The sequence below is a fragment of the Paraburkholderia sp. HP33-1 genome, from assembly GCF_021390595.1.
Classification (GTDB): Bacteria; Pseudomonadota; Gammaproteobacteria; order Burkholderiales; family Burkholderiaceae; genus Paraburkholderia.
Map to the genome: position 1 here is coordinate 2,878,711 of NZ_JAJEJR010000001.1, position 18,909 is coordinate 2,897,619.

The window sequence follows — 18,909 nt, forward strand, 5'->3', positions numbered from 1 at the left end:
CCGGCGAATCGGCGAAAACCCCACCCACGACTTTTTTTCCGGCAAGCGCTTTTGCCCGCGTAATCGGTTAGCATGGACCCACGCCCCGCCGTTTCGGCGCGGCCGCTTCACCCCGGCTTCGCTCATCGCCAGTCCCGGTGGGACACGGTTCCGCCATACGCCTGGTGTATCCTTAACGCTCTGTAACAGCGCGCCCAGTCTCGCCGGGCGCACTACCATGAACGACACGTATCCCAGTCGACGCCATACCGGACGCCAACTCGACAAACCGCAGGAAAAGCGCTCGCTGCTCGAGCGCCTGACCGACTTCATCTCGCCCGAGCCCGACTCGCGCGCCGAACTTCTGGAAATTCTGCAGGACGCGCACGAGCGCAACCTGATCGACGCCGACTCGCTGTCGATGATCGAAGGCGTATTCCAGGTGTCGGAACTGAGCGCACGCGACATCATGGTGCCGCGCGCGCAGATGGACGCGATCAACATCGCGGACAATCCCGCTGAATTCATCCCTTACGTGCTGGAGAAAGCGCATTCGCGCTATCCGGTGTACGAGGGCAATCGTGACAACATCATCGGCGTGCTGCTCGCGAAGGACCTGCTGCGCTACTACGCCGAAGAAGAGTTCGACGTGCGCGGCATGCTGCGCCCGGCCGTGTTCATCCCCGAGTCGAAGCGGCTGAACGTGCTGCTGCACGACTTCCGCGTGAATCGCAATCACCTCGCGGTGGTCGTCGACGAATACGGCGGCGTCGCGGGCCTGATCACGATCGAGGACGTGCTCGAGCAGATCGTCGGCGACATCGAGGACGAATACGATTTCGACGAGGAAAGCGGCAACATCATCGCGTCGCCGGACGGACGCTTCCGCGTGCGCGCGCTGACCGAGATCGAGCAGTTCAACGACACCTTCGGCACGCACTATCCGGACGACGAAGTCGACACGATCGGCGGGCTCGTCACGCATCACTTCGGCCGGGTGCCCCATCGTGGCGAGAAGGTCCGCCTCGACGATCTGATCTTCGAGATCCTGCGCGGCGACGCCCGCCAGGTCCACATGCTGCTGGTGCGCCGCGACCCGCTCGCGGGCCAGCGCGAGCGCGAGACGCAGGACGTGCAAACCTGAGCCCGCTGCGCGGGCCTATGCACTGCCTGCGCGTCCGCGCGTTTTTTCGTGTGCGCATTTTGCGTTCTCATTTGACTTTTTAACTTCCGACGCCGACCGCGCAACAATGGCCGACCCGATCACTTCCCGTTCGCGCCGCGGCGTGAGCACCCCCGCTCCCGCCGACGACGTCGCGCGCAGCCGCGCGCTGCCTCGCTGGCACTACCTCGTCGCACTGGCCGCTGGCGCGGCCAATACGCTGTCGTTCGCGCCGACGCCGCACGGCGGCTGGCTGCAGCTCGCGATCTTCGTGTTCTTCTTCGCGTGGCTCACGCGCAGCACCGGCTGGAAAAGCGCCGCGCTGACTGGCGGCGCGTTCGGCTTCGGCAATTTCGTGAGCGGGATCTGGTGGCTTTATGTGAGCATGCACTACTACGGCGGCATGCCCGCGCCGCTTGCCGGCACGGCGCTGGTGCTGTTCTCGCTGTACCTCGCCGTCTATCCGGCGCTCGCCGCGGGGTTGTGGTCGTTCTGCGCGGGCCATGCGCAGAACGGCGCGGCCGACGAGCGCGCACCGTTCTCACCGACCTGGCACGGCGCGCTCGCCTTTGCGAGCGCCTGGGCGATCGGTGAATGGCTGCGCGGCACGGTGTTCACCGGTTTTCCGTGGCTCGCGACCGGCTATGCGCAGGTCGACGGCCCGTTCGCGGGGTTTGCGCCGGTGGTCGGCGTATACGGCGTCGGCTGGATGGTCGCGCTGACGGCCGCGTTGATCGTGCAGGCGCTACTCGCGCTGCGACCGTCGTGGCGCTCCGGGCGTGCCGATGAAGCGCGCGATCCGGGCACCAGAGGCCGCATCGCCCCTATCGTCATGCCCACCGGCGTCGCGCTCGCGCTGATCGTGATCGGCCTGCTGCTGCCGCTCGTGCAATGGACCACGCCCGCCAACGCGCCGCTGTCGGTGCGTCTGCTGCAAGGCAACGTGAAGCAGGAGATGAAGTTCGAGGAAGCCGGCACGCGCGGGGCGATCGAAGAGTATCAGCAGATGATCACGTCGAAGCCGGCCGATCTGATCGTCACGCCGGAAACCGCGATCCCCGTGCTCGCGCAGCAGTTGCCGCCGAACTTCGCGGCGGCGATCCGGAAGTTCTCGGATTCGACCGGCAGCGCGCTGCTGTTCGGCGCGATCGGCGGCACGATCACGCCGGAAGGCCGGGTCGTCGACTACACCAACAGCCTGTTCGGCGTCACGCCCGGCTCGCACGAGATCTACCGCTACGACAAGCACCACCTGGTGCCGTTCGGCGAATTCGTGCCGTGGGGCTTCCGCTGGTTCGTGAACCTGATGAACATTCCGCTCGGCGACTTCTTCCGCGGCCCGCCGGTGCAACAGCCGTTCATGGTTCATAACCAGCCGGTCGCGGTGAACATCTGCTACGAGGACATCTTCGGCGAGGAGATCGCGCGCACGCTGCGCGAGAATGCGACGCCCGCCGGCGTGCTCATCAACTCGACCAATCTCGCGTGGTTCGGCGACACCATCGCGCTCGACCAGCATTTGCAGATCGCGCGCATGCGCTCGCTCGAAACCGGCCGGCCGATGCTGCGCGCGACCAACACCGGCATGACCGCCGCGATCGACGCGAACGGCCGCGTAATCGGGCGCCTGACGCCGTACACGGTCGGTTCGCTCGACGTGAGCGTGCAAGGCACCTCGGGCAACACGCCTTACGTGACGAGCGGCAACAACACGGTGCTCGCGGTGTCCGCGCTGCTGCTCGCGTTCGGTTTTGCTTTCGGACCGGGGATCGCGCGGCGACGCAACGGCAAGCGGTAACGCCAACGTCAGACGAACACCACCCGCAAAAAAAATGCGCCTGACATGCAGGCGCATTTTTTTCATGCTCTTTCGAGCTTCCTCAATCCCTCGGCACCGTATCGATGAACGACTGCCGAAGCGACAGCTTCTGGAAGTGCTTGTCCAGATTCGGATGCAATTCGCGCCAGTTCAGTTCCGGCGTGCGGAAGTCCAGATAGCCGAGCGCGCAGCCTACCGCGATGTCGGCGAGCGTGTAGTGATTGCTCGCGCACCACGGCTTGCTGCCAAGCCCTTGCGATATCGCGATCAGCCCTTCGTCGATCTTGCGCTGCTGCCGCGCGACCCACGCGTCGACGCGCTGCTCGGGCGCGCGCTGCGTGCCTTCGAGACGGATCAGCACGGCCGCGTCAAGCACGCCGTCGGCGAGCGCTTCCCAGCAGCGAACCTCGACGCGCTCGCGCCCCGACGGCGGAATCAGCTTGCCGACCGGCGACAGCGTATCGACGTATTCGCAGATCACCCGTGAATCGAACACGGCCTCGCCGTCTTCCATCACGAGGCACGGTATCTTGCCGAGCGGATTGAAGGTGTGAATCCGGGTATCCGGCGCCCAGACGTTCTCGGGCACCAGTTCATAGTCGATCTTCTTATCGGCGAGCACGATCCGCGCTTTACGCACGAACGGGCTGCCAAACGAACCGATGAGTTTCATCATGACCTTATGCCTTTATCTGAATCCGGCGAAAGTATAAGTGGTCCAAGGCGTTCGCGAACGTGCTGCCAGCATCTTCGCGAGCTTCCCGCCGACCCGCTGTAGGCGGATTGCAACATGACGGCGGCCGCCGCGCCGTCGGGATCCGCACAAAACCGGTCAATGTCGGGCGCGGGAAATAGGGCCTTGAGAATCGCGGCGCTACAATCGCACGATGAACCAGCCGACCGAACCCACCATCGCCATCGACGTCTACCGCGCGCGCCGCGAGCGCGTTCTCGCCGCGCTGCGCGCCGCGGGCGGCGGCGTCGCCATCGTCCCCACCGCGCCGGAGGCGCTGCGCAACCGCGACGCCGACTACCCGTACCGTCACGACAGCTATTTCTATTATCTGACCGGCTTCACCGAGCCCGAAGCGCTGCTCGTGCTCGACGCCAGCGCCGCGCCCGGCGCGCCCGCGTCGATCCTGTTCTGCCGCGAGAAAAACGTCGAGCGCGAGACCTGGGAAGGCTTCCGCTTCGGCCCCGACGGCGCGCGCGAAGCGTTTGGGCTCGACGCCGCGTTTCCGTTCGGCGAACTCGACACACAGCTGCCGCGCATCATCGCCGACAAGCCGGCGCTGCACTACGCGCTCGGCACGTCGGCGCGGCTCGACGAGCAGGTGCGCGGTTGGCTTGACGCGGTGCGCGCGCAAAGCCGCAGCGGCACCGTCGCGCCGACGGCCGTGCGCGACCTGCTGCCGCTGCTCGACGAAATGCGGCTCGTCAAGGACGATCACGAGCTCGCGATCATGCGCCGCGCCGGGCAGATTTCGGCGGCCGCGCATCGTCGCGCGATGGCGGCGTGCCGCCCCGGCATCCGCGAGTACGAACTCGAGGCCGAGCTGCTGTACACGTTCCGCAAGTTCGGCGCGCAGGCGCCGGCCTATGGGTCGATCGTCGCGGCCGGCGCCAACGCGTGCGTGCTGCACTACCCGGCCGGCAACGCGATCGCGCAGGACGGCGACCTGATCCTGATCGACGCGGCCTGCGAACTCGACGGCTACGCGTCCGACATCACGCGGACCTTCCCGGCGAACGGCCGTTTCACGCCGGCGCAGCGCGAGCTATACGACATCGTGCTGGCCGCGCAGCAGGCCGCCGTCGCCGCGACGCGCGCCGGCGCAAGCTTCGACGATCCGCACCAGGCTGCCCTGCGCGTACTGTCGCAGGGGCTGCTCGACACCGGCATCGTGCCGCGCGCGAAGTTCGCATCGGTCGACGACGTGATCGCCGAGCACGCCTACGCGCCGTTCTACATGCACCGCACCGGCCACTGGCTTGGCATGGACGTGCACGACTGCGGCGACTACCGCGAGCGCGGCGCGGCGCGCGACGAGGCGGGCGCGCTGCCGTGGAGAACACTGCGCGCGTCGATGACGCTTACGATCGAGCCGGGCCTGTACATCCGCCCGGCCGAGGGTGTACCGGAGCGCTACTGGAATATCGGCATCCGCATCGAGGACGACGCGATCGTCACGCCGACGGGCTGCGATCTGATCACGCGCGACGTGCCGGTGGCCGCCGACGAGATCGAGGCCCTGATGCAGGAAGCCCGGGCGGTCCACCCGGCGCCGCATGAAGCAAGGACCTGATCCGCGATGAACGAAGCCTCTCCATCGGCGGTGATCCTGAAACCCGCCTCCCACCAGCAGGGGTTCAATTTCGACGTAACGATCGTCGGCGCCGGACCGGTCGGCCTCGCGCTCGCCGGTTGGCTCGCGCGCCGCAGCGTCACACGCGAACTGAAGATTGCGCTCGTCGATGCGCGCGAACCGGAAGACTCGATCGCCGATCCACGCGCGATCGCGGTCTCGCACGGCAGCCGCATGATCCTCGAGCCGCTGCGCTGGCCCGCCGATGCCACCGCGATCGAGCGCATCCACGTGTCGCAGCGTGGCCATTTCGGGCGCACGCTGATCGATCATCGCGAGCACGGGCTGCCCGCGCTCGGCTACGTGCTGCGCTACGGCTCGATCGTGCACGGCCTCGCCGACGCGGTGCGTGCGACGCCCGTCCACTGGTTCCGCTCGACGTCGGCCGGCTCGCCGGTTCAGGAACTCGACGGCGTCACGCTGCCGATCGAAACCGCGGGCGTCGCCCGACAGTTGCGCACGCGGATTCTGGTGAACGCCGAGGGCGGACTGTTCGGCGACCAGAAGCACGCGAAAAACGTGAGCAGCGTCCCGGACGAAAACCCCGGCGCACGCAACCTCGGCAAGAACAACGCCGGCTCGCGCGACTACGGCCAGACCGCGCTGGTTGGCACGGTCACCGTGTCCGCGCCGCAGCCGCACGTCGCGTGGGAGCGCTTCACGTCGCAAGGTCCGATCGCGCTGCTGCCGATGGGCGGCGTGCGCGGCGCCGACTACGCGCTCGTCTGGTGCTGCGCACCCGACGAAGCCGTGCGCCGTGCGCAGCTCTCCGACGAAGCGTTCCTGCGCGAGCTCGACGCCGCGTTCGGCGACCGCATGGGCCGTTTTACGCACATCAAGGGGCGCGCATCGTTCCCGCTCGGGCTCAACGCGGTCGACACGCTTGTGAACGGCCACATCGTCGCGATCGGCAATGCGGCGCAGACCTTGCATCCGGTGGCGGGTCAGGGCCTCAATCTGGGCTTGCGCGACGCGCACGCGCTCGCCGATGCGCTGTCGGCCGAAGGCCCGACGCCGCTCGCGCTCGCGAGCTTCGCGCAACGCCGCGAGCTCGACCGGCGCCTGACGATCGGCTCGACCGACACGCTCGCGCGCCTGTTCACCATCGACTTCGCGCCGCTCGCGGTACTGCGCGGCCTCGCGCTAACCGCGCTCGAATTCGTGCCACCGGTGAAGACCGCGCTCGCCCGGCAGATGATGTTCGGCCAGCGCCGCTAACCGCGAGAAAGCGCTGCGCGGTTCTATGAACCGCGCGACTTTCATAGAAGATTTAACGGGTTACGAGACTCAGATGGCGAGTCCCGGCAAGCCGTTAACGCTAAAATGGACGTTTTCCCTCGCATTTCGCGTTGCGTCGGCTGTCACGATTGTCAAATCCTGACCCGTCGCCGGCGCGCGCTCACGTCATGCCCACTCTCGGCTCCCACAATCTGCGCAACAACCTGTTCGTCGCCCCGATGGCCGGCGTGACCGACCGGCCATTCCGCCAGCTGTGCAAACGGCTCGGCGCGGGCTACGCCGTGTCGGAAATGGTCGCGTCGAACGCGCAGCTGTGGAAGAGCGAAAAAACCATGCGCCGCGCGAACCACGAAGGCGAGGTCGAGCCGATCGCCGTTCAGATCGCCGGCGCGGACCCCGACATGATGGCCGAAGCCGCCCGCTACAACGTCGCGAACGGCGCGCAGATCATCGACATCAACATGGGCTGCCCGGCCAAGAAGGTCTGCAACGTCGCGGCCGGCTCGGCGCTGCTGCAGAACGAGCCGCTCGTGCAGCGGATCGTCGAGGCCGTCGTCAACGCGGTCGGCGTCGGGCCCGACGCAGTGCCCGTCACGCTGAAAATCCGCACCGGCTGGAATCGCGAGAACAAAAACGCGTTGAATGTCGCGCGTCTCGCGCAAGAAGCGGGCATTTCGATGCTGACCGTCCACGGCCGCACGCGCGCCGACCTGTACCACGGGGACGCCGAATACGAAACCATCGCCGCGGTGAAAGCGGCGGTACGCATTCCAGTCGTCGCGAACGGCGACATTACGTCGCCGCAAAAGGCGCGCGAGGTGCTCGCCGCGACCGGCGCGGACGCGATCATGATCGGGCGCGCCGCGCAGGGCCGTCCGTGGCTGTTTCGCGAAATCGAGCATTTCCTGCAGACGGGCGAGCTGCTGCCGCCGCCGCGCATCGACGAAATCCAGCAGGTGATGAACGAGCATCTCGAAGATCACTATGCGTTTTACGGCGAATTTACCGGTGTGCGCACTGCGCGCAAGCACATCGGCTGGTACACTCGCGGCCTTTCCGGCGCCAACCTGTTCCGGCATCGCATGAATACGCTGGACACCACGCGCGAACAACTCCTCGCCGTCAACGAATTCTTTGACGCGCAAAAGGCGATCTCAGACCGCCTCGTCTACGTCGACGAAGCGCCCGACAGCCAGGGCGAGGACCCCACCGACCGACTAGCAGCATGAGCAAGAACAATATCGAACAATCCGTCCGCGACAGCCTGGACGTGTATTTCCAGGATCTCGACGGATCCAATCCGCACGACGTCTACGACATGGTCATTTCATGCGTGGAAAAACCCTTGCTCGAAGTGGTGCTCGAGCAGGCCGGCGGTAACCAGTCGCTGGCCGCCGAGTATCTCGGCATCAACCGCAATACGCTGCGCAAGAAGCTGCAACAACACGGTTTGCTGTAGCGCGTTGTAGTTTCTGGCGCCCTGCCACGTTTCCCTTCGGCTTTTCGTCTTCATCATGATCAAGCAAGCGCTCATCTCCGTTTCAGACAAGTCCGGCATCGTCGACTTCGCCAAATCGCTGTCGGACCTCGGCATCAAGATCCTGTCGACCGGCGGCACCGCGAAACTGCTCGCGGACGCGGGCCTGTCCGTCACTGAAGTCGCCGATTACACGGGCTTCCCGGAAATGCTCGATGGGCGCGTGAAAACGCTGCATCCGAAGGTGCACGGCGGCATCCTCGCGCGTCGCGATCTGCCCGAGCACATGGCCGCACTTGAGAAGCACGACATTCCGACCATCGACCTGCTGGTCGTGAACCTGTACCCGTTCGTGCAGACCGTGTCGAAGGAAGAGTGCTCGCTGGAAGACGCGATCGAGAACATCGACATCGGCGGCCCGACGATGCTGCGCTCGGCCGCGAAGAATCACCGCGACGTGACGGTGATCGTCGATCCGGCCGACTACGCGGTCGTGCTCGATGAAATGCGCGCGAACGGCAACACGGTGTCGTACAGGACGAACTTCCGCCTCGCGACCAAGGTGTACGCGCACACCGCGCAGTACGACGGCGCGATCACGAACTACCTGACGAGCCTGACCGACGAGCTGCAGCATGCGTCGCGCAACGAATATCCGGCCACCTTCAACATGGCGTTCGAGAAGGTGCAGGACCTGCGCTACGGCGAAAACCCGCATCAGAGCGCGGCGTTCTACCGCGACCTGACGGTACCGGCCGGCGCGCTTGCGAACTACAACCAGTTGCAGGGCAAGGAACTGTCGTACAACAACATCGCCGACTCCGACGCGGCGTGGGAATGCGTGAAGACCTTCGACGTGCCGGCCTGCGTCATCGTCAAGCACGCGAATCCATGCGGCGTCGCGGTCGGCGCGAACGCGCTCGAAGCGTATTCGAAGGCATTCCAGACCGATCCGACCTCGGCGTTCGGCGGCATCATCGCGTTCAACCGCGAAGTCGACGAAGCCGCTGCGCAAGCCGTCGCGAAGCAGTTCGTCGAAGTGCTGATCGCGCCGTCGTTCAGCGCCGAGGCACGCCAGGTGTTCGCGGCGAAGCAGAACGTGCGTCTGCTCGAAATCGCACTGGGCGAAGGCCATAACACGTTCGATCTGAAGCGCGTCGGCGGGGGCCTGCTGGTGCAGTCGCTCGACTCGAAGAACGTGCAGCCGCGCGAGCTGCGCGTGGTCACGAAGCGTCACCCGACGCCGAAGGAAATGGACGACCTGCTGTTCGCATGGCGCGTCGCGAAGTATGTGAAGTCGAACGCGATCGTGTTCTGCGCGAACGGCATGACGCTCGGCGTCGGCGCGGGCCAGATGAGCCGCGTGGACTCGGCGCGCATCGCGAGCATCAAGGCGCAGAACGCCGGTCTGACGCTGGCCGGTTCGGCGGTCGCATCGGACGCGTTCTTCCCGTTCCGCGACGGTCTCGACGTGGTCGTCGCGGCAGGCGCGACCTGCGTGATCCAGCCGGGCGGCTCGGTGCGTGACGACGAGGTGGTCAGCGCCGCCGACGAGCACAACATCGCGATGGTGCTGACGGGCGTGCGTCACTTCCGTCATTGATCGGCTGAGGTTCGATAGCTGCAAAAAAGGCCCGGCGGGTTGTTCCGCCGGGCCTTTTGCTTTGGGGCGCGCCGCGTTCGTTGTAGTATCGCAGGCACCTGGTTTTTAGCGCTTCTGCGGCACCTCATGAGAATTCTCGGCATCGACCCCGGCCTGCGCGTGACCGGCTTCGGCGTGATCGAACAGCACGGCCACAAGCTGAGCTACGTCGCGAGCGGCGTGATCCGCACCGCCGACGCCGATCTGCCGTCGCGGCTCGGCACCATCTTCGCAGGCATCTCGACGTTGATCCGCGAGCACGCGCCGGATCAGGCGGCGATCGAAAAAGTTTTCGTCAACGTCAATCCGCAGTCGACGCTGCTGCTCGGCCAGGCGCGCGGCGCCGCGATCTGCGGGCTCGTCGCGGGCGGCGTGCCGGTCGCCGAATACACCGCCCTGCAACTGAAGCAGTCGGTGGTCGGCTATGGCCGCGCCACCAAGGAGCAGATGCAGCAGATGGTCGTGCGGCTGCTGAGTCTGTCCGGCGTACCCGGCACCGACGCCGCCGACGCGCTCGGCATGGCCATCTGTCACGCGCACGGCGGCTCGACACTGAGCACGCTCGGCGGCATCGCGCCGGCGCTCGCGAAGAAGGGGCTGCGGGTGCGGCGCGGACGTCTGGTCGGTTAAAGCGATATGTGACCCGCTTCGCCGCACGCGCCGCCGATCCGCTGCGCTACACTCGCGCATTCCCATTCGACTCTAAAAACTAATCCGCCATGATCGGTCGCATTGCCGGCGTTCTGCTGGAAAAAAACCCGCCGCATCTGCTCGTCGACTGCAACGGCGTCGGCTACGAAGTGGACGTGCCGATGAGCACGTTCTACAACCTGCCGTCGACCGGCGAGCGCGTCGTGCTGCTCACACAGATGATCGTGCGCGAGGACGCGCACCTGCTGTACGGCTTCGGTACCGCGCAGGAACGCGCGACCTTCCGCGAGCTGCTGAAGATTTCCGGCATCGGCGCGCGCATGGCGCTCGCGGTGCTGTCGGGCATGAGCGTCGCGGAGCTCGCGCAGACCGTCACGATGCAGGACGCCGCGCGCCTCACGCGCGTGCCGGGCATCGGCAAGAAGACCGCCGAGCGCCTGCTGCTCGAACTGAAAGGCAAGCTCGGCGCCGACCTCGGCGCGATGGCGGGCGCCGCGTCGGCATCCGACCACGCATCCGACATCCTCAATGCGCTGCTCGCGCTCGGCTACTCGGAAAAAGAAGCGCTCGCGGCGATCAAGAACGTGCCGGCCGGCACGGGTGTGTCCGAGGGCATCAAGCTCGCGTTGAAGGCGCTGTCCAAGGGCTGATGCGCGATCCGCGCGCGGTACAATGACCGCATGATCGAAACCGACAAACTCGCCGCCGAGCGCATCATCGCGGCCACGCCCGCGTCATCGCACGAAGAAGCGTTCGAGCGCGCGCTGCGTCCGCGCCAGCTCGAGGAATATGTCGGCCAGGAGAAAGTACGCGGCCAGCTCGAAATCTTCATCGAGGCCGCGAAGCGCCGTTCCGAATCGCTCGACCACGTGCTGCTGTTCGGCCCGCCGGGCCTCGGCAAGACCACGCTCGCGCACATCATCGCGCGCGAGATGGGCGTCAATCTGCGGCAAACGTCGGGGCCGGTGCTCGAACGCGCTGGCGACCTCGCCGCGCTGCTCACGAATCTCGAAGCTAACGACGTGCTGTTCATCGACGAAATCCACCGGCTCTCGCCGGTCGTCGAGGAAATTCTGTACCCGGCGCTCGAGGATTATCAGATCGACATCATGATCGGCGAAGGGCCGGCCGCGCGCAGCGTGAAGCTCGACCTGCAGCCGTTCACGCTGGTCGGCGCGACCACGCGCGCGGGCATGCTGACCAATCCGCTGCGCGACCGCTTCGGCATCGTCGCGCGGCTCGAGTTCTATAACGCGGAAGAGCTCTCGCGCATCGTCACGCGTTCGGCGTCGCTGCTCGGCGCGCAAATTCATCCGGACGGTGCATTCGAAATCGCCCGTCGCGCGCGCGGCACGCCGCGTATCGCGAACCGGCTGCTGCGGCGCGTGCGTGACTTCGCCGAAGTGAAGGCCGACGGCAACATCACCGCTCAGGTGGCCGACGCCGCGCTCAGCATGCTCGACGTCGACGCGGTCGGCTTCGACCTGATGGACCGCAAGCTGCTCGAAGCGATCCTGTACAAGTTCGACGGCGGCCCGGTCGGTGTCGACAATCTCGCGGCGGCGATCGGCGAGGAGCGCGACACGATCGAAGACGTGCTCGAACCGTATCTGATCCAGCAGGGCTTCCTGCAGCGCACGCCGCGCGGCCGCGTCGCCACGCTGCTCACCTATCGGCACTTCGGCCTGGCCGCGCCGGATTCGTCGAGCGCGCTGCCGGGTCTGTGGAATTCCACGAACTGAGTCACGCGACGAGACCGACCAGGATGTCCGACCAGACCCAGCAACCCGGCCCGTCCAACCATTCCCCCGTCAATCCCGCCGGAGACCCGTCCGGCAACTTCACACAGCGGCTCACCCATCGCCTGCGCTCGAAGCTCGCCGCCGGCGTCACGCATCTGACGACCGGCAGCGGCCCCGTGCTCGACTACTCGTCACCGCCGGGCGACCCCGGCCTGTTCGGGCCCGACTCCGTCTGCTGGAAAGTCCACGCCGACTTCACGTCGATGATGACGGGCGGCATCAGCGCGCTACTGCTGCAGGCGCTGCATCCGCTCGCGCTCGCGGGCGTCTGGGACCATTCGAGCTTTCGCACCGACATTCTGGGCCGGCTGCGCCGCACGGCGACGTTCATCGCCGGCACGACGTACGGCAGCAAGGACGATGCGCTCGCGCTGATCGAACGTGTGAAGCGTATCCATCTCGACGTGACCGGCCTCGCGCCGGACGGCCAGTCGTATCGCGCGAGCGAGCCCGCGTTGCTGACATGGGTGCACGTCGCGGAAGTGTCGAGCTTCATGACCGCACATCTGCGCTACGTGAATCCGGTGCTGTCCGTCGCCGCGCAGGATCAATACTTCGCAGAGACCGCGCGCATCGCGGAAATGCTCGGCGCCATCGACATTCCGCGCTCGCGCGCCGAAATCGAAGCGTACCTGCTCGCGATGCGGCCCGCGATGGTTGCCAGCGAGCGCACGCGCGAAGTCGTCAGGATTCTGATGAACGCGCCGGCGCCAAGCTTCGCGATGCGGCCCGCCGGCACGCTGATGCTCAACGCCGGCGTCGATCTGCTGCCCGACTGGGCGCAGACGATGCTCGGCTTGAATCGCTACGCGGCGCTGCGTCGAACCTTCACGCGGCCCGGCGTGCGGGTCGTCGCGCCGGTGATTCGCTGGGCGCTGGTCAATGGGATATCGAAGCGGGCCAGGCGCCGCGCCACGGCGGTGCGGAAGCAGGATTGATTGCGGCACGCGTCTCGGGCCATTTCCCGCCTTTGCTTAGCGCCCTGGCCCCTTCCTGAAACCATCATCGTCGGCGCTGCCCGCGTCGAGATGCGATACGTCCGCCCACGCGACGATCGTCGCGCGACCGTCCACGTAATCCACGACGTTCAGGCTGGAGTTCAGCAGCGGGTAGTCGCGCGGCGCGTCGAGCCGCATGCCGGTCGCAAAGCGGCGCACGCAGTCGAGCACGCCGCCATGCGTGACACAGGCAATGCGCCCGCCCGGATGCGCGGCGACGAGCGGCTCGATCGCATGCACGATGCGGTGGTAGAACACACGTTGCGACTCGCCTTCGGGCGGCGCGAAGCCGGGATCGCGAGTTTGCCACTGCGCGTATTCGTCGGGGAAACGTTGCGCGATTTCGTCGCTGTCATGGCCCTGGAACGCGCCGTACGAGCGCTCACGCAAGTTCTCGCGCGAAAGTAGCGGCAGGCCGAGCGCATCGCCGATCGGCTGCGCGGTCTGCCGCGCGCGCTGCAGGTCGCTTGAATAGATCGCGTCGAGCCGCGCGCCCTGCTTCGCCTCAACGGCAAAGCGCTGCGCGAGACGTCGCGCTTGCGCGATACCCGTCGCCGCGAGCGGAATGTCAATGTGGCCTTGGATGCGCTTGATGCGGTTCCAGTCGGTCTCGCCGTGCCGGATAAACAGGATCTGCGTCGTCATGAGAAAGAGGGGCGCCGTTCGCCGATTGTGCCGAGCGACTATTGTCGCAAAAAGCGGCGGCGCACCTCGCTTGCGGCGACGGAGCGCTTGAACGCTAGCGCTCTTTTATGCGTTGGTCTGCAACCAGAATGTGACCGGCCCGTCGTTGACGAGCGACACCTGCATATCCGCGCCGAACTCGCCCGTCTCGACGATCGGATGCTTCGCGCGCGCGGCCGCGACGAAGTAATCAAACAGGCGCTTGCCCTCGTCGGGCGGCGCGGCCGGCGTGAAGCTCGGGCGCAGGCCGCTGTTGGTATCGGCCGCGAGCGTGAATTGCGAGACGAGCAGCAGGCCGCCCGCACGACCAGCACCGTCGAGATTCTGCACCGACAGGTTCATCTTGCCGGCCGCGTCGCTGAACACGCGGTAGCCGAGCACCTTGGCGAGCAGCTTGTCGGCCGCGGCCTCGGTGTCGCCGCGCTCCGCGCACACGAGCGCCAGCAGACCCGCGTCGATCGCGCCGGTCACGCGATCGGCGACGCGCACTTCGGCGCGCCGCACGCGTTGGATCAGCGCGATCACGCCGTCAGCGTCACGCGCGCGAAGCGGCGCTTGCCGACCTGCACGACGTACTCGCCCGCTTCGACCTTCAGGCCCTTGTCGGACACCGCAGTGCCGTCGATCTTCACGCCGCCCTGCTCGATGTTGCGCAACGCCTCGCTCGTCGACGGCACGAGGTTCGCCTGCTTCAGCAATTGGCCGATCGCGAGCGGTGCGCCCGCGAGCGTCACCGCGGGAATATCGTCGGGCACGCCGCCCTTCGCGCGATGATTGAAGTCGTCGAGCGCGCGCTCGGCATCCGCCTGCGAGTGGAAACGCGCGACGATTTCCTGGCCGAGCATCACCTTGAAGTCGCGCGGATTGCGGCCAGCGTCGGCTTCACGCTTGAAGCCGGCGATCTCGTCCAGCGGACGGAACGACAGCAGTTCGAAGTAACGCCACATCAGCGTGTCGGAGATGCTCATCAGCTTGCCGAACATGTCGGTCGGCTTTTCGCTGATGCCGATGTAGTTGTTCTTCGACTTCGACATCTTCTCGACGCCGTCGAGCCCTTCGAGCAGCGGCATCGTCAGGATGCATTGCTGCTCCTGGCCGTACTGCTTCTGCAACTCGCGGCCGACCAGCAGGTTGAACTTCTGGTCCGTGCCGCCGAGTTCGAGGTCCGCGTTCAGCGCGACCGAGTCGTAGCCCTGCATCAGCGGGTACAGGAATTCGTGGATCGAGATCGGCACGCCGCCCTGGAAGCGCTTCGTGAAGTCCTCGCGCTCGAGAATGCGCGCGACCGTGTAGCGCGACGCGAGCTTGATCATGCCGTCGGCGCCGAGCGGCATCGACCATTCGCTGTTGTAGCGGATCTCGGTCTTGTCGCGATCGAGCACGAGCGCGGCCTGCTCGAAGTAGGTCTTCGCGTTCGATTCGATCTGCTCGCGCGTGAGCGGCGGGCGGGTCGCGTTACGCCCCGACGGATCGCCGATTAACGACGTGAAATCGCCGATCAGGAAAATCACCGTGTGGCCGAGGTCCTGCAGCTGGCGCATCTTGTTCAGCACGACCGTGTGGCCGATGTGGATGTCGGGCGCGGTCGGATCAAGGCCGAGCTTGATGCGCAGCGGCTTGCCCGTCGCCGCGCTCCGCGCGAGCTTTTGCGCGAATTCGTCTTCGATCAGCAGTTCGTCGACGCCTCGCTTGGTCACGGCGAGCGCATGACGGACTTCGTCGGTGATCGGGAAGGCGGAAGCGGGATTGGGCTGGGTGGACTCGGTGCTCATGCTGGAAACGTGAAGTCGCGAAAAAACAGGATTGTCCCATAGATGCGCGCCGCCGCGCCCACTGACGCGTGCGGGGCAGCCACGCCGCGCTTATCTTGGGCCGCGCTTGCGTCGATAATCTGCTACAACGAATCGCAATGAACATCGACAGGAGCAGCGACGTGGCGCAAGACCCCGCAGACGGCATCTATTTCGGACTGATGTCGGGAACCAGTATGGACGGCGTGGACGGCGTGGCCGTCCGGTTTGCCAGAGGGAAGGCGCCCGAGGTGCTGGCCGAAGCGTTCGTCGGCTTCTCGGCCGGCATTCGCCAGGCACTGTTCGCGCTGCAGCAGCCGGGGGACAACGAGATCGAGCGCGAGGCGCTCGCCGCCAACGCGCTTGCGGCGCGCTACACGGTATGCTGTCACGATCTGCTGCGCGACAGCCGCGTGTCGGCCGACGACGTCCGCGCGATCGGCGTGCATGGACAGACCGTGCGGCATCGTCCAGAAAAGGGCTATACGCGACAGATCAACAACCCGGCGCTGCTCGCGGAAATGTTGCATATCGACGTGGTCGCCGATTTCCGCAGCCGCGACGTCGCCTCAGGCGGCCAGGGCGCACCGCTCGTGCCCGCTTTTCACGCGACGATCTTCGGCGCGAAGGACGAAACGCGCGTCGTCTGCAATCTTGGCGGCATCAGCAACATCACGATCCTGAGCGCGACCGGCGGGGTACGCGGCTTTGACTGCGGCCCGGCGAACGCGCTGCTCGACGCGTGGGCCGAGCGCCATCTCGGCAAGCCATTCGACGAAAACGGTCATTTCGCGGCGAACGGCCAGGTGGATCGCAAGCTGCTGAACGCGTTGCTCGACGAGCCGTTCTTCGCCGAGCAGCCGCCCAAGAGCACCGGCCGCGATCTGTTCAACACCGCATGGCTCGATGCGAAGCTCGAGCCGTTCGCCGCGCTTGCGCCAGCCGACGTACAGGCGACGCTCGTCGCGCTGACCGCGGTGACGGTCGCGCGCGAGATCGAGCGTCATGCCTCCGACGCGCGCGCGGTGTATGTGTGCGGCGGCGGTGCGCGCAATCCGGAAATCATGAAGGCGTTGCAGCAGGCACTCGAAGACAGCGGCGTAAGCGGACTACCCGTGATGACGACCGACGCGCTCGGCGTGCCGCCGAGCCAGGTCGAGCCGCTCGCGTTCGCGTGGCTCGCGATGCGCTGCATCGCGCGTCTGCCGGGTAATCTGCCGAGCGTGACCGGGGCGTCCGCGGAGCGGGTGCTGGGGGCGATTTATCCGCGCTGAGAAGGGATGGGGGAAAACAAACGCCTTTGGCTGCCGCACGCTGCGTCTGCGGCGCGAATGCAATGAGAAACGGGGCCTCTCGGCCCCGTTTCTTTCGCTGTGGCTTGACGAGCCTTTGCGCTCAGACCGAGAACGACGAGCCGCAACCGCAGGTCGTAGTCGCGTTCGGGTTCTTGATGACGAACTGCGCGCCGTTGATGTCGTCCTTGTAGTCGATCTCGGCGCCGACCAGGTACTGGTAGCTCATCGAGTCGATCAGCAGTTGGACGCCGCTCTTGTTCATCACGGTGTCGTCTTCGTTGATCGCTTCGTCAAACGTGAAGCCGTACTGGAAGCCCGAGCAGCCGCCGCCCTGCACGAACACGCGCAGCTTGAGCTCCGGGTTGCCTTCCTCATCGATCAGTTGCTTGACCTTGTCAGCCGCTGCGTCGGTAAAGACGAAGGGGGCCGGCATCTCGGTCACGGGGGTGTCGGTGACTGCGTTCATTCGAACTCTCCAAATAGCTTTAGCCGGTATTGTAGGGCTGATCCGGATATCGTGCCGAAGCCCACAAAATCAATGGGTTCTTGCTGAAAGGACAATGCAAGGCGATTCGCTGCCGATCAAGCGAGCGAGACCGGCCCGCGAACCCCGGCGAACCATAAAAAAAGCCGCCTTCGCGCGTGGCGTTGGCGGCTTTTGCTGCAAACCGGCGTGAAGCCCGGTTTGCGCCCGAAACGATTAACGCTTCGAGAACTGCTTGCGGCGACGTGCCTTGTGGAAGCCGACCTTCTTACGTTCGACTTCACGAGCGTCACGCGTGACGAAGCCAGCCTTCGACAGCTCCGGCTTCAGCGTTGCGTCGTAGTCCATCAGCGCGCGGGTGATGCCGTGGCGAACCGCACCGGCTTGACCCGTTTCACCGCCACCCGTCACGTTGACCTTGATGTCGAACGTGGTGCCGTGGTTCGTGAGTTCCAGCGGCTGACGGACGATCATCAGCGACGTTTCGCGCGAGAAGTAGTCGGCGATGGGCTTGCCGTTGACGACGATGTCGCCCTTGCCTGCCTTGATGAACACGCGAGCGACGGCGCTCTTGCGGCGGCCCGTGCCGTAATTCCAGTTACCGATCATGTGGGCTCCCCTTAGATCTCGAGCGCCTTCGGCTGTTGTGCCGAATGCGGATGCGTTGCGTCAGCGTAGACCTTCAGCTTCTTGATCATCGCGTAGCCGAGCGGGCCCTTCGGCAGCATGCCCTTGACCGCCTTCTCGAGCGCGCGGCCCGGGAAGCGTTCCTGCATCTTGCCGAACGTCGTTTCATAGATACCGCCCGGGTAGCCGGAGTGACGGTAGTACTTCTTGTCGGTAACCTTGTTGCCCGTGACCTTCAGCTTGCCGGCGTTGATAACGATGATGAAATCACCGGTGTCGACGTGGGGAGTGAATTCAGGCTTGTGCTTGCCGCGAAGACGGTGTGCCACTTCGCTGGCGACACGCCCGAGAACCTTATCCGTCGCGTCAATCACGTACCATTCGCGCGTCACCTCATGGGCTTTTGCGGAAAACGTCTTCATGATCGATCCAAAAAAATTGCTGCGCCCAATGTGTTCTTTCCTGCTTGTAGTGTGCGCATCGAGGCGCGTGCAGGCTCTCCCTGGTTCTTCCTCCGCGGGCGCGGATGCGGAAAAGCCCTGAATTATAAAGGAATTTGTGCTCGCAAGTCAAAATGCGTGATGCACTCGCCGCGAACGGTCCGAAAACGGGGCGAAACGCCGGACAAATGCGGGCGAAAAAAAACCCGAACGAGCGGTTCGGGTTTAATCCACCAAAGGAGGAGGTGGAGGAGACAGCGGAGGTTGCAGAACTGCTGCAACGATGGGACAGATTATAAGAGCCGCCCTTGTGCGACGCAAGAACATTTGCATTACGAAATGTGTTTTCATAATGTAAAAAAATCGTAAAGCGGAACGCGTTTTGCGAAACTTCTTTTGGATCAAGCACTAAGGATTAAAGAACCCAAACCGCATCAGACGTCCTCTAGAGCGA

The 18,909-nt window shown here is 65.4% G+C and carries 19 protein-coding genes; 12 read left to right on the top strand and 7 right to left on the bottom strand.

The window, feature by feature from the left end; all coding sequences use genetic code 11:
- Positions 1–217: 217 nt before the first annotated feature.
- Together L0U81_RS13160 and lnt are read left to right on the top strand one after the other, a co-directional pair.
- Positions 218–1,123: an HlyC/CorC family transporter gene (locus L0U81_RS13160; RefSeq protein ID WP_233803302.1), complete on the top strand. Its 906-nt coding sequence runs from the start codon at positions 218–220 to the stop codon at positions 1,121–1,123.
- Positions 1,124–1,229: 106 nt separating this feature from the next.
- Positions 1,230–2,939: an apolipoprotein N-acyltransferase gene (gene lnt, locus L0U81_RS13165; protein ID WP_233803304.1), complete on the top strand. Its 1,710-nt coding sequence runs from the start codon at positions 1,230–1,232 to the stop codon at positions 2,937–2,939.
- Positions 2,940–3,021: 82 nt separating this feature from the next.
- Here the strand turns inward: lnt and L0U81_RS13170 are convergent, their stop codons facing one another.
- Positions 3,022–3,636, bottom strand: a complete 615-nt coding sequence (locus tag L0U81_RS13170) for a glutathione S-transferase C-terminal domain-containing protein (protein WP_233803306.1) — start codon at positions 3,634–3,636, stop codon at positions 3,022–3,024.
- Positions 3,637–3,847: 211 nt separating this feature from the next.
- Here L0U81_RS13170 and L0U81_RS13175 point away from each other — a divergent pair, with 211 nt between their 5' ends.
- From L0U81_RS13175 to L0U81_RS13215, 9 genes are all read left to right on the top strand, one after another.
- On the top strand, positions 3,848–5,266 hold the full coding sequence (locus tag L0U81_RS13175; RefSeq protein WP_233803308.1) for an aminopeptidase P N-terminal domain-containing protein: 1,419 nt from the start codon (positions 3,848–3,850) through the stop codon (positions 5,264–5,266).
- A 6-nt stretch (positions 5,267–5,272) separates the two neighbouring features.
- A complete protein-coding gene (locus L0U81_RS13180; protein ID WP_233803310.1) occupies positions 5,273–6,544 on the top strand; it encodes a UbiH/UbiF/VisC/COQ6 family ubiquinone biosynthesis hydroxylase in 1,272 nt (423 codons plus the stop codon).
- A gap of 188 nt (positions 6,545–6,732) precedes the next feature.
- A complete protein-coding gene (dusB, locus tag L0U81_RS13185; RefSeq protein ID WP_233803312.1) occupies positions 6,733–7,794 on the top strand; it encodes a tRNA dihydrouridine synthase DusB in 1,062 nt (353 codons plus the stop codon).
- Positions 7,791–8,024: a Fis family transcriptional regulator gene (locus L0U81_RS13190; protein WP_008919619.1), complete on the top strand. Its 234-nt coding sequence runs from the start codon at positions 7,791–7,793 to the stop codon at positions 8,022–8,024. The genes dusB and L0U81_RS13190 overlap by 4 nt, the downstream gene beginning before the upstream one ends.
- Before the next feature lie 55 nt (positions 8,025–8,079).
- Entirely contained in the window at positions 8,080–9,645 is a 1,566-nt protein-coding gene (gene purH / locus L0U81_RS13195; RefSeq protein ID WP_233803314.1) for a bifunctional phosphoribosylaminoimidazolecarboxamide formyltransferase/IMP cyclohydrolase, read from the top strand.
- Between the two features lie 126 nt (positions 9,646–9,771).
- On the top strand, positions 9,772–10,314 hold the full coding sequence (gene ruvC / locus L0U81_RS13200; RefSeq protein WP_233803316.1) for a crossover junction endodeoxyribonuclease RuvC: 543 nt from the start codon (positions 9,772–9,774) through the stop codon (positions 10,312–10,314).
- Between the two features lie 89 nt (positions 10,315–10,403).
- Entirely contained in the window at positions 10,404–10,985 is a 582-nt protein-coding gene (ruvA, locus tag L0U81_RS13205) for a Holliday junction branch migration protein RuvA (protein WP_233803318.1), read from the top strand.
- A gap of 30 nt (positions 10,986–11,015) precedes the next feature.
- The gene (gene ruvB, locus L0U81_RS13210; RefSeq protein ID WP_233803319.1) at positions 11,016–12,077 is read left to right on the top strand and encodes a Holliday junction branch migration DNA helicase RuvB; all 1,062 of its coding nucleotides are present in this window, start codon (positions 11,016–11,018) and stop codon (positions 12,075–12,077) included.
- 23 nt (positions 12,078–12,100) lie between these two features.
- Positions 12,101–13,075 carry an oxygenase MpaB family protein gene (locus L0U81_RS13215; protein WP_233803321.1) on the top strand — a complete coding sequence of 325 codons (975 nt, stop codon included), beginning with the start codon at positions 12,101–12,103 and terminating at the stop codon, positions 13,073–13,075.
- A gap of 36 nt (positions 13,076–13,111) precedes the next feature.
- Here the strand turns inward: L0U81_RS13215 and L0U81_RS13220 are convergent, their stop codons facing one another.
- The 3 genes from L0U81_RS13220 to tyrS all read right to left on the bottom strand — a co-directional run bounded on the left by L0U81_RS13220 (position 13,112) and on the right by tyrS (position 15,591).
- A complete protein-coding gene (locus L0U81_RS13220) occupies positions 13,112–13,780 on the bottom strand; it encodes a histidine phosphatase family protein (protein WP_233803323.1) in 669 nt (222 codons plus the stop codon).
- Positions 13,781–13,885: 105 nt separating this feature from the next.
- Positions 13,886–14,344: a D-aminoacyl-tRNA deacylase gene (gene dtd, locus L0U81_RS13225; protein ID WP_129957848.1), complete on the bottom strand. Its 459-nt coding sequence runs from the start codon at positions 14,342–14,344 to the stop codon at positions 13,886–13,888.
- The gene (tyrS, locus tag L0U81_RS13230) at positions 14,341–15,591 is read right to left on the bottom strand and encodes a tyrosine--tRNA ligase (protein ID WP_233803325.1); all 1,251 of its coding nucleotides are present in this window, start codon (positions 15,589–15,591) and stop codon (positions 14,341–14,343) included. The genes dtd and tyrS overlap by 4 nt, the downstream gene beginning before the upstream one ends.
- A gap of 161 nt (positions 15,592–15,752) precedes the next feature.
- On the opposite strand from tyrS, the gene L0U81_RS13235 reads away from it, so the two are divergent.
- The gene (locus tag L0U81_RS13235) at positions 15,753–16,883 is read left to right on the top strand and encodes an anhydro-N-acetylmuramic acid kinase (RefSeq protein WP_233804327.1); all 1,131 of its coding nucleotides are present in this window, start codon (positions 15,753–15,755) and stop codon (positions 16,881–16,883) included.
- A 121-nt stretch (positions 16,884–17,004) separates the two neighbouring features.
- On the opposite strand, the gene erpA is transcribed toward L0U81_RS13235, so the two are convergent.
- The 3 genes from erpA to rplM all read right to left on the bottom strand — a co-directional run bounded on the left by erpA (position 17,005) and on the right by rplM (position 18,437).
- A complete protein-coding gene (gene erpA / locus L0U81_RS13240; protein ID WP_013090506.1) occupies positions 17,005–17,370 on the bottom strand; it encodes an iron-sulfur cluster insertion protein ErpA in 366 nt (121 codons plus the stop codon).
- A 234-nt stretch (positions 17,371–17,604) separates the two neighbouring features.
- Positions 17,605–17,997, bottom strand: a complete 393-nt coding sequence (gene rpsI, locus L0U81_RS13245; protein WP_008919630.1) for a 30S ribosomal protein S9 — start codon at positions 17,995–17,997, stop codon at positions 17,605–17,607.
- An 11-nt stretch (positions 17,998–18,008) separates the two neighbouring features.
- Complete coding sequence (rplM, locus tag L0U81_RS13250; protein WP_013090508.1) at positions 18,009–18,437, bottom strand: 50S ribosomal protein L13; 429 nt, start codon at positions 18,435–18,437, stop codon at positions 18,009–18,011.
- Positions 18,438–18,909 lie beyond the last annotated feature (472 nt).

Excerpts from the sequence above, each read along its gene's own strand:
- L0U81_RS13160 (WP_233803302.1), top strand. The coding sequence starts at position 218 with ATGAACGACACGTATCCCAGTCGACGCCATACCGGACGCCAACTCGAC.
- lnt (WP_233803304.1), top strand. The coding sequence starts at position 1,230 with ATGGCCGACCCGATCACTTCCCGTTCGCGCCGCGGCGTGAGCACCCCC.
- L0U81_RS13170 (WP_233803306.1), bottom strand. The coding sequence starts at position 3,636 with ATGATGAAACTCATCGGTTCGTTTGGCAGCCCGTTCGTGCGTAAAGCG.
- L0U81_RS13175 (WP_233803308.1), top strand. The coding sequence starts at position 3,848 with ATGAACCAGCCGACCGAACCCACCATCGCCATCGACGTCTACCGCGCG.
- L0U81_RS13180 (WP_233803310.1), top strand. The coding sequence starts at position 5,273 with ATGAACGAAGCCTCTCCATCGGCGGTGATCCTGAAACCCGCCTCCCAC.
- dusB (WP_233803312.1), top strand. The coding sequence starts at position 6,733 with ATGCCCACTCTCGGCTCCCACAATCTGCGCAACAACCTGTTCGTCGCC.
- L0U81_RS13190 (WP_008919619.1), top strand. The coding sequence starts at position 7,791 with ATGAGCAAGAACAATATCGAACAATCCGTCCGCGACAGCCTGGACGTG.
- purH (WP_233803314.1), top strand. The coding sequence starts at position 8,080 with ATGATCAAGCAAGCGCTCATCTCCGTTTCAGACAAGTCCGGCATCGTC.
- ruvC (WP_233803316.1), top strand. The coding sequence starts at position 9,772 with ATGAGAATTCTCGGCATCGACCCCGGCCTGCGCGTGACCGGCTTCGGC.
- ruvA (WP_233803318.1), top strand. The coding sequence starts at position 10,404 with ATGATCGGTCGCATTGCCGGCGTTCTGCTGGAAAAAAACCCGCCGCAT.
- ruvB (WP_233803319.1), top strand. The coding sequence starts at position 11,016 with ATGATCGAAACCGACAAACTCGCCGCCGAGCGCATCATCGCGGCCACG.
- L0U81_RS13215 (WP_233803321.1), top strand. The coding sequence starts at position 12,101 with ATGTCCGACCAGACCCAGCAACCCGGCCCGTCCAACCATTCCCCCGTC.
- L0U81_RS13220 (WP_233803323.1), bottom strand. The coding sequence starts at position 13,780 with ATGACGACGCAGATCCTGTTTATCCGGCACGGCGAGACCGACTGGAAC.
- tyrS (WP_233803325.1), bottom strand. The coding sequence starts at position 15,591 with ATGAGCACCGAGTCCACCCAGCCCAATCCCGCTTCCGCCTTCCCGATC.
- erpA (WP_013090506.1), bottom strand. The coding sequence starts at position 17,370 with ATGAACGCAGTCACCGACACCCCCGTGACCGAGATGCCGGCCCCCTTC.
- rpsI (WP_008919630.1), bottom strand. The coding sequence starts at position 17,997 with ATGATCGGTAACTGGAATTACGGCACGGGCCGCCGCAAGAGCGCCGTC.
- rplM (WP_013090508.1), bottom strand. The coding sequence starts at position 18,437 with ATGAAGACGTTTTCCGCAAAAGCCCATGAGGTGACGCGCGAATGGTAC.